The sequence below is a fragment of the Candidatus Jordarchaeum sp. genome, assembly GCF_052745115.1.
The window spans coordinates 1-14638 of sequence record NZ_JBRAKS010000066.1 but is presented as its reverse complement, the minus strand read 5'-3'; the positions used below and the strand labels follow the sequence as shown (position 1 = coordinate 14638).

General features: G+C 40.1%; 11 protein-coding genes and 6 tRNA genes. 7 read left to right on the top strand and 10 right to left on the bottom strand.

Annotated elements, in window-relative coordinates:
- A partial coding sequence (locus ACUVXA_RS06720) for a HEAT repeat domain-containing protein (protein WP_445870474.1) occupies positions 1-214 on the top strand: 214 nt, incomplete at its 5' end.
- 158 nt (positions 215-372) lie between these two features.
- On the top strand, positions 373-1170 hold the full coding sequence (locus ACUVXA_RS06715; protein WP_445870473.1) for an inositol monophosphatase family protein: 798 nt from the start codon (positions 373-375) through the stop codon (positions 1168-1170).
- Positions 1171-1251: 81 nt separating this feature from the next.
- On the opposite strand, the gene ACUVXA_RS06710 is transcribed toward ACUVXA_RS06715, so the two are convergent.
- From ACUVXA_RS06710 to ACUVXA_RS06700, 3 genes are all read right to left on the bottom strand, one after another.
- Positions 1252-1995, bottom strand: coding sequence for a phosphoribosyltransferase family protein (locus ACUVXA_RS06710; RefSeq protein ID WP_445870472.1), 744 nt, complete (start codon positions 1993-1995; stop codon positions 1252-1254).
- Positions 1996-2223: 228 nt separating this feature from the next.
- Complete coding sequence (locus ACUVXA_RS06705; protein WP_445870471.1) at positions 2224-2727, bottom strand: deoxyuridine 5'-triphosphate nucleotidohydrolase; 504 nt, start codon at positions 2725-2727, stop codon at positions 2224-2226.
- Positions 2728-2773: 46 nt separating this feature from the next.
- Positions 2774-2903 (bottom strand) — tRNA-Arg (locus tag ACUVXA_RS06700).
- A gap of 151 nt (positions 2904-3054) precedes the next feature.
- Here ACUVXA_RS06700 and ACUVXA_RS06695 point away from each other — a divergent pair.
- Both ACUVXA_RS06695 and ACUVXA_RS06690 read left to right on the top strand, forming a co-directional pair.
- Positions 3055-4686, top strand: a complete 1632-nt coding sequence (locus tag ACUVXA_RS06695; protein ID WP_445870470.1) for a PIN domain-containing protein — start codon at positions 3055-3057, stop codon at positions 4684-4686.
- Between the two features lie 30 nt (positions 4687-4716).
- Positions 4717-4834: transfer RNA gene (locus ACUVXA_RS06690), tRNA-Arg, on the top strand.
- A gap of 7 nt (positions 4835-4841) precedes the next feature.
- Here the strand turns inward: ACUVXA_RS06690 and rpiA are convergent.
- Together rpiA and ACUVXA_RS06680 are read right to left on the bottom strand one after the other, a co-directional pair.
- Positions 4842-5528 carry a ribose-5-phosphate isomerase RpiA gene (gene rpiA, locus ACUVXA_RS06685; RefSeq protein ID WP_445870469.1) on the bottom strand — a complete coding sequence of 229 codons (687 nt, stop codon included), beginning with the start codon at positions 5526-5528 and terminating at the stop codon, positions 4842-4844.
- Between the two features lie 184 nt (positions 5529-5712).
- Positions 5713-5819: transfer RNA gene (locus ACUVXA_RS06680), tRNA-Thr, on the bottom strand.
- A 106-nt stretch (positions 5820-5925) separates the two neighbouring features.
- On the opposite strand from ACUVXA_RS06680, the gene ACUVXA_RS06675 reads away from it, so the two are divergent.
- Both ACUVXA_RS06675 and ACUVXA_RS06670 read left to right on the top strand, forming a co-directional pair.
- Positions 5926-6064 (top strand) — tRNA-Leu (locus tag ACUVXA_RS06675).
- A gap of 169 nt (positions 6065-6233) precedes the next feature.
- Positions 6234-9713 carry an ATP cone domain-containing protein gene (locus ACUVXA_RS06670; protein ID WP_445870468.1) on the top strand — a complete coding sequence of 1160 codons (3480 nt, stop codon included), beginning with the start codon at positions 6234-6236 and terminating at the stop codon, positions 9711-9713.
- An 89-nt stretch (positions 9714-9802) separates the two neighbouring features.
- Here ACUVXA_RS06670 and ACUVXA_RS06665 read toward each other — a convergent pair whose 3' ends face one another.
- Positions 9803-12160 carry a DNA-directed DNA polymerase gene (locus tag ACUVXA_RS06665; RefSeq protein ID WP_445870467.1) on the bottom strand — a complete coding sequence of 786 codons (2358 nt, stop codon included), beginning with the start codon at positions 12158-12160 and terminating at the stop codon, positions 9803-9805.
- A gap of 186 nt (positions 12161-12346) precedes the next feature.
- On the opposite strand from ACUVXA_RS06665, the gene ACUVXA_RS06660 reads away from it, so the two are divergent.
- Positions 12347-12493, top strand: a tRNA-Met gene (locus tag ACUVXA_RS06660).
- Between the two features lie 116 nt (positions 12494-12609).
- On the opposite strand, the gene ACUVXA_RS06655 is transcribed toward ACUVXA_RS06660, so the two are convergent.
- The 4 genes from ACUVXA_RS06655 to ACUVXA_RS06640 all read right to left on the bottom strand — a co-directional run bounded on the left by ACUVXA_RS06655 (position 12610) and on the right by ACUVXA_RS06640 (position 14528).
- A tRNA-Thr gene (locus ACUVXA_RS06655) sits at positions 12610-12741 on the bottom strand.
- A gap of 103 nt (positions 12742-12844) precedes the next feature.
- Positions 12845-13060, bottom strand: a complete 216-nt coding sequence (locus ACUVXA_RS06650; RefSeq protein WP_445870466.1) for a hypothetical protein — start codon at positions 13058-13060, stop codon at positions 12845-12847.
- Positions 13061-13110: 50 nt separating this feature from the next.
- Entirely contained in the window at positions 13111-13317 is a 207-nt protein-coding gene (locus ACUVXA_RS06645; protein ID WP_445870465.1) for a hypothetical protein, read from the bottom strand.
- A 17-nt stretch (positions 13318-13334) separates the two neighbouring features.
- A complete protein-coding gene (locus tag ACUVXA_RS06640) occupies positions 13335-14528 on the bottom strand; it encodes a radical SAM protein (protein WP_445870475.1) in 1194 nt (397 codons plus the stop codon).
- Between the last annotated feature and the right edge of the window lie 110 nt (positions 14529-14638).

Sequence of the window (14638 nt, the reverse complement as noted above, 5' to 3'; positions counted from 1 at the left end):
CCTGGGCGAGCTCGGCGACACACGAGCCGTGGAACCCATCACAAAATACCTGAAAAACGAAAAAAATTACATTAGAATAGAAGCAGCAAGAGCCCTCGCAAAAATAAAAGATGAAAGAGCAATAGAAGCACTCAGACAGGCACAAAAATATCCAGACGAACACGTCCGAAAAATCGCAAAAAAAGCCCTCGAAGAATCACAGCCGCCCCACTAAGTAACTAAGAGAATTTTTGAAAGACAGAAACAATCCTAGTTCTCTTGGTTCACGTGTCGTTCGAATATTTTCCACACCAATTAGTGTCTTTTATTAATAGAAACATTTTATAATATTCCCTCTCGTTTTCACATATATGTATAACAAAGGTGTTCACTATGGAGAATAAAGATTACCTTAAGCTGCTATTAGACATAGTTGAAAAAGCGCAAGTCAAACTACTCAAAGAAGGAAAAGGAACAAACGAAATACTAGGCTACAACATCAAAGGAGACACCACAAGAGGATTCGACAAAACCACCGAAGACTACCTAATGAACGAAATAAGAAAAATCTACAAAAACATAACATTCCTAGCAGAAGAAGCCGGAGTAGTAGAAGAAGGAAAAGACATATACGTAATAATAGATCCATGTGATGGCAGCTCAAATTTTTCGAGGGGGATTGGGGTGAGTGCTATTGCTATTGCTGTTGCTCCTTCGCCTTTTTTTGAGGAGGTTGAGATTGCGGTTGTTAAGGATATTGTTTCTGGAAAGGCTTATTATGCTATTAGGGGTGGGGGTGCTTTTCTTGACGGGGTTAGGGTGATTCCTTCTAAGATTAAGGAGCTTTCTGAGGCTATTGTGGGGATTGATTTGGATTTTCCGGTTAAATCGGATTTGGATAGGGTGATTCCTATTTTGAAAACGGCGCAGAAGGTTCGGAAGATTGGGTCGAATTCCTTGGAGCTTTCTTATGTTTCTTCGGGGGGTTATGATGCTTTTGTGGATGTGAGGAGTACTTTGAGTGCTGAGAATTTTGCTTCTGCGAGGCTTATTATTGAGGAGGCGGGTGGGTTGATCTCGGATGATGAGGGTAACTCTATTGTGGGTGAAATCGATCTTACTAGAAAGCAAAATTTGGTAGCGGCGGGGAATAGTGTACTGCATGAAAAAATTTTGGAACTGTTACAATAGTTCCTCTTTATTCCTTTTTTGAATGGGTAAAAAGAATAGATTTCCATATTTCAAATTTTGGAAAAATTGTGATTTTTTGCTCTATGAGGCGTTTGGCTCTGGGAGTTGTAGGATTATTTCAACGGTGCAGTTGGGTGGTGTTCTTATTTTTTTCTCCCAGGCTTTTCCGATTGAGACTAGGAAGAATATTCCGGCTATTTTGGCTCCGGATTTTTCTGCGAGGTTTACTAGTGCTCTTTGGGTTTCTCCTGAGCGGATTATGTCGTCGACTATTAGGATGTTGTCTTTGCTGGTTAGGGTTCCTTTTGGTAGGTAGAGTGTCATGAGTACTCCTGAGAATGAGGGGACGTATGATTCTTCGATGAATTTTGTGACTCCTACTTCTCGTGTTCTTTTTGCTATTATTAGCTGGGCTTCCAGCTGGTTTGATATGTGTGTTGCTATTGGGATTCCGTCTACGGCGGCTGTTAATACCTTGGTAATCTTTTTTCCGGCAAATTTTTCGGAGATCATCTGTGCTACTACTCTCATGAATAGTGTGTCTGCCAGTAGTTCTGTGTTATCAAAGTATCCTCGGCCGTCGAATTCGATTCTGCGTGAAATCTCATCCTTTACGTCGAATTTTTTATTGAATATTTCGAATAGTTCGTCTGCACGGTTTTTGCTGGGAAGTACGTGTCCTTTGATGTAACGGTTGAGGACGGTTACTGGTAGCTTGGTGATTTTGGATAATTCTTCGTAGGTGTGATTCTTTTTCAGTATTTTTAGTAGTTCCACGGATTTCATTCTCTTTTTGATGTCCAATACATGAGTTTCCGCTGCCAATTCCTGTTCACTCCGATAAACATGTTTATGTTAAATTAACCTAAGAACCTTTTCGAGTATTACTTCATTAAAGTATAATAAAGATATCCCTATAAACCGTGAAATGAATAAAAAGATTTCTCAGATTATATAAATATTTTCAAAAATAGGAAACAAAGGATTATTTTAATTCAGGGGATTTAAAAATAATTATTTTAACGAAATCTTTTTTTATTTTGAATTGTTCAATTAAATGTTTTCTCCTTTATATACTCCCGTGTACCCCTCAGAGATTGCGGATAGCTTTAAGAAAATAAGCTGTAACACCCGTGCATTCTTCTCCATTACGAAACCATGCGGATTACTCACTACGAGAAGAGACTCACACCTGCCAACATAGCCTGCGTCAAAAACTGCTGAAACCACACTTACACCACATCTCAAAAGAGTAGATCTGGTTCGCCCGATGGCTAAAATATTATTCGGAAGGTCCACAACCTCGTTATAGATAATCTTGTAAGCACCTGGTTCTAGATGCAATTTATGATTAAAATCTAAGGGCCCGGTTTCTGATACACGCCTATTTTTGTTAGAGAAATCTACGTAACCTTGCTCTTTGAAGGTGTGAACCTCTCTTAAGGAAAGATCAAAACCATTTGGAGTCAACTGTTTATCCAAATCAATGTATTCTCGCACCAGCTTTCCTCTAAGAATCATTTCTCGTATATTTTTTCCACTCAGAACAGAGCCCATTTAAATCCTTCCAAAAACGTCTCAATTTGTGTACCAATGTGAAAAATGGCGGGCCTGAGGTGAATTTCCGTGTATCCCCTTGTTGATACGCTTTTGAACACCTGACATCCGGCTTTCTTCTAGTTATTGAATTATCTATCCGAAGGCCGGCGCCCTATCCACTAGACTACAGGCCCGTCCTAAAACTTTACAACAAAAGTGTTATATCAATCTTACTGCGTCACAATTTTTTTAATTATTAGAAATCTTTTTAGGTTATCTCTTTTGTACGTTTCACATAGCAATTAAATTACACTTGAAAAATTTATGTGATTCGGAGAATTAAAAATGAAGTACGTTGTTGATACCAGTGTACTTTTGGGTTCCACTCTTTCTAAGGAGATAGAGGAAGGAAGTCTGAAGGACGAGGCAAATATTGAGATAATTATACCGCAGACCGTTCTGGCAGAAATAGAACATCAAGCTAACAGTTCTAAAACTACTGGAATGCTGGGATTAGAGGAGCTTAAGAAGCTTCGGGGCTTGCACAATCAGGGAAGAATTAAATTGGTCATTTCCGGTGAGAGACCCGGTCATCAAGAAATAGTTCAGGCTAACGGAGGGGCTCTTGACGAGCTTATACGCAAAGAAGCTAGGAAAAGCGGTGCAGCCCTAATGACTAGCGATTATGTTCAAGCAGCAATATCCGAGGCAGAAGGGGTAAGCGTTTTTTTCATACGAAGGGAAGAAAAAGAGCCGGAATTAAGGATACAGGACTTCTTTGCCCCCGACTCCCTATCCGTACACTTGAAGGATGGCGTTCCACCTCAGACAAAGAGAGGAAAACCCGGAGACTGGAAACTAGAAAACATAAGCGATGAACCTATGACCTTGGAACGGTTACAGAAACTTGCATCCTCAATAATTGAAAGCGTGGAAGTGGATAAAGACTGTTTCATCGAAATAAACGAAGAGGGCGCAATAGTAGTCCAACTCCACGAATACCGGATAGCCATAACCAATCCCCCATTGTCCGATCGAATGGAAATAACCGCCGTGAGACCCCTGCTATCAGTAAGTCTAGAGGACTACCACTTATCAGAGAGATTAAAAGAACGGTTAAAAGAGAAGGCCGAAGGCGTACTAGTTGCTGGTAAACCCGGGGCAGGAAAAAGCACATTCGCCGGAGCCCTAGCAGAGTTCTACCAAAAACAAAGCAAAATAGTCAAAACCTTGGAAAAACCCCGAGACCTCCAAGTGGGCCCAGAAATCACACAGTACACAGCACTCAGAGGAGACATGGAAAAAACCGCAGACATCCTCCTACTGGTAAGACCCGACTACGTAATATACGATGAGCTTCGTAAAACCAAAGATTTTCAAATATTCACCGACCTCAGATTCGCAGGCGTAGGACTAGTCGGCGTAATACACGCCTCAAGAGCCATAGACGCCATCGAAAGATTCATCGGAAGAGTGGAACTAGGACTAATAAGCAGAGTAATTGACACGGTAATCTTCATAGAAGACGGCGAAGTAAACCACGTACTCTCCCTAAAATTACTAGTAAAAGTACCCACGGGAATGACCGAATCAGATTTGGCACGTCCAGTAATTGAAGTACGCGATTTTGAAACAGGCCAACTACAATACGAAATATATACCTACGGAGAGCAAACCATAGTAATACAGGTCGGAGAAGAAGCAAGAAGAAAATCCCGCAAAAAATGGAAAAGAGATGAAATCCTTAAAGCGGAAGAAGCCATACCGGTAGAAGCAGAATTAAACAGAAAACACGTAATACTAAATGTACCTCTTGAATACGGAAAAACCTACCTCCAATTCTACATAGACGACGAACCAGTATTCACCTCGAAAACTAACGCAGATGGACAAATACGAATAAGAAAATCTACACTCTACGGAAAAAAGTTAACAGAAACCATCAAAAAGCGAAGAAAAATATACGCAAAAAGATAAAAAATACTAAAAACACAATCTTTCAAAAGTGGAGCGGTCGCCTAGCCAGGATAAAAAAACTGAAAGGGCACTGGCCTCCTAAGCCAGGTGTCGCGCGTTCGAAACTGTTAATTTTTAAAAAACAGCGTAACTCGCGCCCGCTCCGCCACGCCCCTCTACTTCTTCCGCAAAACCTTCAAATCCTTATCATTCCCCACATAAACCAGTTCTGCCAAACCCACAAACAAACCATTTTCTACTATCCCTGGTATAGAATTCAATTCCCTCTCTAAATTGTCTGGATTCCTTATTTCTGGAAAATTCACATCCAAAATGAAATTACCATTATCTGTAACAACAGGACCCGCCTTTCCCATGCCCTCCCTAAGAACCACTTTGGCGCCTTTTTTCTCTAACTTATACTTCACCAGTTTCCAAGCCATAGGAATAACCTCAACTGGAACCCCTCTTGTCTCCCCAAGACGCTTAACGACCTTAGAAGAATCAACAATAATAATTAGACACTCAGTAGCCGAAGCCACAATCTTTTCCTGAGTTAGAGCAGCCCCACCACCCTTAATAAGATTTAAATCCAAATCAACCTCATCCGCACCATCCACCACCAAATCAAGAGAAGGATGCTCCGTCAAAGTAGTCAAAGGAACCCCCTGCTCCGCTAATAAAATAGCAGACTGATGAGAGGTGGGCACCGCTAGAATCTTCAATCCCTCTCTCACCCTCTCACCTAAAATCTCAATAAAACACGAAACAGTAGAACCAGTACCCACACCAATGACCATACCATCCTTCACATGCCCCAAAGCAGCCAAAGCAACACGCCTCTTAGACTCGATGTTTGCCACCGCATCACCACCCAAAATCACAAAAAGATTATTCCAAACATTAATCAATCTATCGCCCAAAAAGAGTTATTGGTCGACATAAATATTTCATACACAGGCTCTCCGAAATGAAGCATCAAGAAGAAGTCTAACAGTAAAATCAAGAGATCTTGAGTGATATTTATTATCATAATGTAAAAGGAATTGGAGCCCCGGACGGGAACTCCAGAGCTATACCAAAGTGTGGCTCTTTTGGACCCGTGACCTTCTCATTACCAATGAGACGCTCTAGCCAGGCTGAGCTACCAGGGCTCTTTTAGGTACAAAAATCTTATAATCTCGCATAAATAAATTTTGCTTATTAGTTCAATAAAAAATATAAGAAACAAAGGCTACCCCAATTTCAGCCCGAAAATATGCGGGGATAGCCGAGCTGGTCAAATCGGGGTCAGAAAAGATCAAAGGCGCTGGACTTAAGATCCAAAAAAATGAGCCCAGACGGCTAAGAAATCCAGTCTCGAAGGAGTACGCGAGTTCAAATCTCGCTCCCCGCACCATTGTAAGCTGATTTACCTTGAGATTCGGTATAGCTATCTATAAATATTCAACTTCCTATTTTTAGTTAACAATCACCAAAATGGCATGTTATTCTAGAATGGGTAGGTCTCGGATTAATATGGATTGTAGAAATTGGTGAGACTTGTTTGAATTTAAAGGGGCATTAGAATGGCTGGTGAATCAACTGTTTCTAAAATTAGGAAGCGTGATGGTCGTATAGTTGAGTTTGAGCCTGTTAAGATTACTAATGCTATTCATAAGGCGTTTATTGCTGTTAAGGCTAAGGATGGGGAAGCTGCGGAGAATCTGTCGGATCAAGTGGTTGCCCTAATTGAGGAGAATTTTCGGGAGCGTATTCCGACGGTTGAAGAAGTTCAGGACATCGTGGAAAAGGTGCTTATCAAGAATGGTTTTTCGGATGTTGCTAAAGCTTATATACTGTATCGTCAGAAGAGGACTGAGCTTAGGGAAGCTAAGAAATTTTTAGGTGTAAGCGATGACTTGAAGCTGTCTTTGAATGCCACACAAGTGTTAGAGAAGAGATATCTTTTAAAGGATATTCGGGGTAACGTTGTTGAAACCCCTTCTGAAATGTTTCATAGAGTGGCTAAATCTATAGCTGCTGTAGACAAACTTTATGATAGGAATGCCGAAATAGAGAAAACCGAAGATATTTTTTTTGGAATGATGTCTAGGTTAGAGTTTCTTCCAAATTCTCCGACTCTTATGAATGCGGGTACAGATATAGGTCAGCTCTCTGCGTGTTTTGTTCTGCCTGTTGGGGATTCTATAGATGAAATCTTTGATTCTCTGAAATTCATGGCGTTAATTCATAAATCGGGTGGTGGAACAGGTTTTTCATTTTCCCGATTAAGGCCAAATGGCGATATTGTGGGATCAACAATGGGAGTGGCGAGTGGTCCTGTTTCCTTTATGAGAATTTTTGATGTTGCTACGGATGTAATAAAGCAGGGTGGAAGGAGAAGAGGCGCCAACATGGGAATATTACGCGTAGACCATCCTGATATAGTGGAGTTCATTTCAGCAAAGGAGAAGGAAGGATCTTTTAGTAATTTCAATCTCTCTGTTGGAGTAACGGATGCCTTTATGAACGCGGTTAAAAACAATGAGACCTACAAACTTATTAATCCGAGAACAGGAGAACCCGTTAAGAGAGTTAATGCGACCACCATTTTCAATGCTATAATAGCAGCGGCTTGGCGAACCGGAGACCCTGGTCTAATTTTTCTGGACGAAATAAATCGATATAATCCCACACCCCGGGTTGGGCAAATCGAGAGCACCAATCCCTGTTTAGCGGGAGACACATTGGTGGCAACAGCAGATGGTCGTGGGCTGGTGCCCATTAAACAGCTGGCAGAAGAAGGGAAAGATGTTCCAGTGTTCACTGAGGACAATTCTGGGAAACTCGCTATAAGGTACATGAGGCGACCAAGAAAAACTGGGACAAAAAAAGTCTATTTAATAACGTTAGACTCGGGTGATACCATTAAAGCGACTGGAAATCACATATTCTACCTAAGGGATGGCACAGAAAAAAGAACGGATGCTTTAAAACTAGGCGACCGTTTACATGTTTTCACGAAAGTTAACCAATATCTGCGGGGCAAATACACAATTAATTCCCATAAGCGTTATTGGCGTATGTACAACAAAGGGAAATCGGAAAAATCAGAACATACGCTCATAGCTATGTTCTTCCATAACAATGGAGTGGAAATTCCTGAGGGTATGGTAGTTCACCATATTGATTTTGACTCTGAGAATAATGCTCCTGAAAACTTGGCAATAATGATGACAGAGACGCATGATAGGATACATCGAGAATCAATGAAAGGAGAAAACAATCCTATCTATAAAATTAAAGCTAATGAAGAACAATGGGACGAATATAAAGCATCCAATCCGTTTTATAACACTCAAGGGAAAAACAATCCTCGGTACGGTGTTACGATTAGCGAAGAAACAAGAACTAAAATAAGCGGCTCAATAAAAGAAAATTATGAAAAGAATCCTGATCTCAAGAAAAAGCTCTCAGAGCTCTCTAAAGAACTATGGCAAAATGAAGAATACCTACAAAACACAAAAGAAGGATTCCATAAGAGAGCATTAAATAAACTCAAAGAATGTCAAGAAGCAACAAATCTTCCCTGTTTCTTAATTGGCAATCATGTCTTCGTTGAAAAGATTTGTGAAGTGTGCCAAAAGAAATTTAGTATCAGCTATAGCAAGCGAGAAATCAGTTATTGTAGTAAGAACTGTGCTACGAAATACTTGAACACTAATCATGAAATTTATCAAAAACGTAAAAGAAATGTTCAACAGACTTATGCTGAAAAGGCCGAAGAAACGAAAGAGAACCAAATTGAATGTTTTCTCACTTTGAAAACAGAATTTGGACGCGACCCCATAAAAAGGGAATGGATAGAAAGATGTAAACATATGGATATTCCTTCCCGATTAGGCACAAAATACGGATTTACTACCTATAGCGAATTAAAAGAAGCCGCTAGTCTCGTTAACCATCGGGTAATAAGTGTCGAGTATATTGGTGAAGAACCGGTCTATAATGGGACCGTAGACGATTTTCACACTTTTTTTGTTGGTGGTTTTAAATCCGAAGAATCAGAAAAAGAGAAGATTACCTTTGTCAAAACTAAAAACTGTGGGGAAGTTCCGTTACTACCATATGAGTCGTGTAATCTTGGTTCAATTAATTTGTCTAAAATTGTTAAAGACGGCGAAGTAGACTGGGATAAGTTAAGGAGTATTGTCCGGTTAGCGGTGCATTTTTTGGATAACGTGATTGATGCCAGTAATTATCCTCTACCCCAAATAGATAAGGCTACAAAAGCAAATCGAAAAATTGGTTTAGGAGTGATGGGATTTGCAGAGATGCTTATTCAGCTGAATATATCTTATGACTCAAATGAGGCAATTAATACCGCGGAGAAAGTTATGTCCTTTATTAATGAAGAAGCGATAAAGAAGTCAGAAGAGTTGGCTTTAAGCAGAGGTTCATTTCCAAACTTTGATGACAGTTTATGGAAAGAAAGGGGATACACTGCTTTACGTAACGCAACTCTGACAACAATAGCTCCTACTGGATCCATAAGCATAATTGCGGGAACCTCAAGTGGTATAGAGCCTCTGTTTGCCATTTCATTCGTTAGAAACGTCATTGGAACCCAACTTTTTGAAACGAACCCCTTATTTGAAAGATTGGCTAAGATTCGTGGATTCTACAGTTCAGAATTAATGACAGAAATCATTAAAAAAGGTTCAATTCAGGATATTAAAACTATACCAGAGGATGTGCGTAGAATATTTGTAACTGCTCTTGATATTGCGCCTGAATGGCACGTAAGAATGCAAGCAGCATTCCAAAAATACGTTGATAATGCGGTTTCCAAAACTGTTAATCTCCCCCAAGAAGCCACTCTCGATGATGTATCCCAAATATATTGGCTTGCTTATGAGTTAAAGTGTAAAGGTATAACCATATACAGGTACGGGAGCAAAAAAGAACAAGTTTTAGTTAGTCGTCCTCCCGATGTACGTTATGTGAGGGCAGAGTCCGAGTACGCGGGTGGTTCACCTTCATTCATATGCCCTCTATGCTACTAGAAAACATCATATTTTTCAGCAAAGTATGCGAGGATTGCCTTTTAATTACAAATCCGCTGAACATATGAAAAATGGTAAATTTAGAATTTTTACTGTAGCTTTAGTTGCCTTGTAATTTTCTTGTCTATGAATTGATTTTCTTTCACACCAAAGTACTCAAGCACCCTTAAAGCTGCTGAAACAACTTGTCTATTAATGTAATACTCGATATCAACTTTACTAATATCCGCTAGACTGTAGGGAATCGCCCTATCCGAAATGGATCCTTCCCCCTTAACTATCACATAGCCTATTTTTGAACCTGCTTCTAGTCGCCCCCCCTCCTTGATAAGTCTCTTGGCTGCAATCACATGAGGCGCCTTAATCTTATACTTATCCGGAGTCTTGGTAAGTGTTTCCCAAATCACAAGTTCTTCCAACGAAACTTTCCCTTCACGTAGCTTACGAATGGTATCATTAACAAATTTGATTGCCTTGTCCAAATCTTTTTCTCTGAGTACTATGTTGAGCACAGTTTCCTGTACTTCTCTCGCAATCTCTGGCCAATCTCCCCTAACAATTTCGAAACCCACCACATCTAGTGTTCCATCCTTCAAAAGTCCAGCGTATTTTTTCTTCGCCTCGGTGAAGAAAACTCTCTTATATACTTTGTCTGGTTTTATTTCTAATCCCAGTTTCTGTGTTACTTCTCGGTCAAATTGCTCCACTTTTTCTGAGTTTGTTATAAAGACACTATCTGTATCTGCGTAAATCACGTTAAGTCCATGACTTTTTGCCAGCTCAATCGTCTCCTTTATAAACTCTCTTCCCCACGCGGATGTCGCCTCTGCTACAGGCTTAAGATACCAGCGTGCACCAAACCAGCCAGCATAGCCATAAACCGCATTAGTCATAATCTTGAACGCCTTCTGCCTCTCATCCATCATACTATACTGCAAAGTGTGTGGCTTCAACTTAGCCATATTCTTCTGGATCTTCTTTCTCTCCTCGATTAGATTCTCAATTATCCGCTTATAAAATCCTGGAGGCTCCTTTCGGAAACGGTGTCCAACTGGGGCAATATTCAACTTATTCTCAGAAACCTTCTCATCAGGCGGAACATAAGTATCAGGAGAAATGTTGTACTTTATCATTAAATTCGGATACATGGATGCAAAATCAAAAACCGCTATATTGTCATGGACTCCAGGAACAGGTTTTAAAACATATCCTCCAATATATGTGCCTTCGCGAGATATAGTTTTGTTAGGAATAAGTTCATCTATGGAGTGAGCCTCTGCCATAAGCATATTCTCCACCCTAAATCCAACACCGGCCCGCATAACCTGATCCATAGGCATGCCCGAAACTTGAGCCATCGAAATCGCAGTAGGCAACAATTTCTCAGCCACTCCTATTGTAGACTTAGCATCCTGAGACGCATACTGTAGAAGCTGCTTCCTCAAATCCTTATCATCCCAATACTTCGGAATCTGCGAATGATCTATCAAAACCCGAGAATTCTTAGCCATCACCTTCAAATAATCAGCGATATTTTTAAGAGTCTTAACCTTAACCTCAACAACCATATCAACCATATCATAAAGATCCAGGTGAGCCCGCCCCGCAACGGAAACATGCCCATAAACACTCAGATGTGGCTCCGAACCATCCCTACCCAAAGCAAACTTAACACGAAGTCTCTTCGCCCTACCAATCAAAAACGGAAAATCAAAAAAATTAGAATCATAACCAACAATCACATCCGGATCAAACACCGAAACATACTTAATAAAACCTTTAAAAACATTCAAATCATCCTTGTCTCTGGCTATAAACTGCTGCTCCTCATCCCGACTAGTAACCGTACTAATAATAATCACTGGTTCCTTATCCGGATTCAAAGCCCCAGAAGGACTATAAACTTCAATATCAAAAGCCAGCACTCGCAGATTAGGCAAATCCACCCGCTCCACAGACTTTAAATCCTCAAGAAGGCTAAAAACCGAATAGCCCCCGTTTTTAACATCCCCCACTTTTTGAACCTCAGCCGAGTACCAGCTACAAGGATGAACTCCCTTATCCGCCAAGTAACGCACATAATGCCTAACATCCACCTCAACACAATCTGCAACACCAGCACTCTTCTTAAACAATTTCACATACTTCGAAGCATAATCAAAATTCTGAAAAACAACCCTAACCACATCCAAAGACTTCCCAAACAACCTCCTCCTAACAACATCAACCCCCAAAATAGGAGAATCCTCAACCGATAAACCCTTCAAAGACCTGGCAAGCACCCCAGCATCCACACCCTCCTCGGGAAGAACATAAAAATACGGTTTAAAAGTATCATCCACCACTAAAACCCTATTATCTTTGCTGTCAATGCCCCACAATAAAACTTTAGAAACACCATCCTCAACAGTTTGACCCACATCCAAAATCCAAAAATCCAACCTCATAAAAATACCACACAAGAATCTCCTAAAAAATTAACATAATCATCTCCTAAAGAATTTTGCTCCTAAACACATAAACTGTTTCAACTACACAAACAATATAAGACAAGAAAAACAGTCAGAAACATTTCATTCAGTACTCCCACGAAAAAATTTATCTTATAAAAAGGTAAAATGTACACACGAATAGCCGAGGTAGCCTAGCCTGGTTAGACTTGTGAAGCTAGCCCAAATCACAGAACGGGCGCCAGACTCATAATCTTGAAAAGAACGGGGTCAGAAAACCAGGAATAAGAAATCTGGAGATCGCGGGTTCGAATCCCGCCTTCGGCACCATTTTTAACACTATTCGAATTTTTCAAACCTATCTATTTTTCCAGAATCATCGCCAGTTAAAGAATTAGTATAAAACTAATTTCAACTTCTTTTAATATAGTTAATATAGAAGAAGATGGAGCCGCCGGAGAGAATTTCAGAAGAATTCTTTCTTCTAATTCCTCCTTTGAACTCTCGACCGACGGATTACAAGTCCGTTGCTGTTGGCTGTTTTGGACCTTGGTAACTACCCGCTGAGCTACGGCGGCTCATTGTTGAAAAAAGTGTGTAGCTGGAATTTAAGTTTTTTTATATGCTTGCATTATGGGTTAAAATTATTTTCTTGTTGAAAATTTGATTTAATCTTAGGTTTCACTTTTTGTTTGTTTCTTTTTTGGGTATGTTTTGGTATATTTCTTGGAGTTCTTGCTTGCTTATTTCTCCCTGTTTTAGCATTTTTTTAATGACTAGGTAGGCTCCGCATCGGAAGTCTTCTTCTTTTTCTTCTTGGTCTGGTTTGTAGAATTTGCAGGCTTTTTTGCATAGTATTTCTAGTAGGGTTTTATCGTATTCGTCTATTTTTGACATTTAGTGTCCTCCATTTGTTTCTTTTTTTGCTTGGGTTTGAACTTTTTCGGTTATTTGTTTAGTTCTTTGAGTAGTTTTTCTAGTTGTTCTTTTGTTAGTTTTTTTTCTTTGAGCATTTTTTTGAGTCCGAGGTAGGCTCCGCACTGGTATTTTTCCCAGTTTTTTTCATGTGTGTCTTCTTTGTAGAAGGCGCAGGCTCCACGACAGACTAGGTTTAATAATATTTCATCAATCTCGTCGAACTGGTAGTGAGACAATTATGATTCTCTCCTTTTTATAGTCTACATCCAAAATAAGCGCATTTTACTTTATCAATGCCGTAGATATCGCCGGTGTCTACGAATGCTCTATATCTGCATCCTCCCTTGCAGTCTTTCAAGTATTCACATCCCATTTCGCTGCATTTTAGTTCTTTTTGTTCCCAGATGTAGTTCTGTTGTATTAGTTCCCAGCACTCTTTTAGTGTTTTGTTTTTGATGTTTCCTACGGTTTGGTCTTCGAAGAAGCCGCACTTGGCGACGTCACCGTTGACCATGATGGCGCAGAGGTGGGCTCCGCAGGCATATTGTTCGCTTTCGTAGTAGAATTGTTGTCCGTAACCGTATCTTTTTAGGGTGTTGCCTGCGGTTTCGGGGTCTAGGTTGAAGTTGGGGTGGTTCTTGTATTCTCCAGTTACTGTTGGTACGTCTAGATACCAGTTGTCGACTTTTAGGTCTTTGAGGATTTTTTCGAGCTCATGTAGCTCGCCCAGATTTTTATTATGTATCATGGTTGATATGCTTATAGTAAAGCCGTTTTCTTTCAATTTTTTGATGTTTTTTAGTGACTGGTTGAAAGCGTTTTCCATTCTTCTAAACTGGTTGTGGCTTTTGGTGCCATCTAGGCTTATCTGAACCTCTTGTACTAGGCCTTTTAGGCGTTGAATTTTTTGGTCATTGAGCAGGATTCCATTTGTTAATAGTACTTTGCGTATCTTTATTTTCTTGATTTGTTCCATCATTTCGAAAAATTTGGGGTGGGTGAGTGGTTCGCCGCCTGAGATTAAAACTTTTAATCCCTGGAGTTCGTCGAATTGATTGATTGTCTTGTAAAAAATTTCTGGTTTCATTTTTTGCCTTTGGCTTTTATCCACGTAGCAGTGGACACAGTCAAGGTTGCAGTAATTGGTGATGTGAACCAGGATTGTTCGGAGTGATGGTAGTGGTGACTTGTAAAACCGCTCTGGTTTTGCCTTGGTTTCCACTTTTTTGTCTTTTAAGAGGTTTTCTTCGATTAGATAATCTGTTAGCTCTTTTAGCTCTTTGATTGAGGATCCTGTGATTTTTGAGATCTCTTCTAGGCTGTGGTTTCCATTGAAGAGTTTTACGGCGTTTAAGGCTTCGTCGTCTAGTTCGAACATTTCGTTATTCAGGTAGTTGTATAGTACTGGGGTTTCTAGGTTTCTTATGGTAACGTTTTCTAGAAGCATGGGGTACAATTTTTATCTCCAAGTTTTTGAGCGAGTTGGGGGAAATAAAAATTTTCTTATATTTGCTATGAAAAAGCTTTTCGCTTCAGTCCGAGAGGGGGCTGACCAGA

Excerpts from the sequence above, each read along its gene's own strand:
- ACUVXA_RS06715 (WP_445870473.1), top strand. The coding sequence starts at position 373 with ATGGAGAATAAAGATTACCTTAAGCTGCTATTAGACATAGTTGAAAAA.
- ACUVXA_RS06705 (WP_445870471.1), bottom strand. The coding sequence starts at position 2,727 with ATGGGCTCTGTTCTGAGTGGAAAAAATATACGAGAAATGATTCTTAGA.
- ACUVXA_RS06695 (WP_445870470.1), top strand. The coding sequence starts at position 3,055 with ATGAAGTACGTTGTTGATACCAGTGTACTTTTGGGTTCCACTCTTTCT.
- ACUVXA_RS06670 (WP_445870468.1), top strand. The coding sequence starts at position 6,234 with ATGGCTGGTGAATCAACTGTTTCTAAAATTAGGAAGCGTGATGGTCGT.
- ACUVXA_RS06665 (WP_445870467.1), bottom strand. The coding sequence starts at position 12,160 with ATGAGGTTGGATTTTTGGATTTTGGATGTGGGTCAAACTGTTGAGGAT.
- ACUVXA_RS06650 (WP_445870466.1), bottom strand. The coding sequence starts at position 13,060 with ATGTCAAAAATAGACGAATACGATAAAACCCTACTAGAAATACTATGC.
- ACUVXA_RS06640 (WP_445870475.1), bottom strand. The coding sequence starts at position 14,528 with ATGCTTCTAGAAAACGTTACCATAAGAAACCTAGAAACCCCAGTACTA.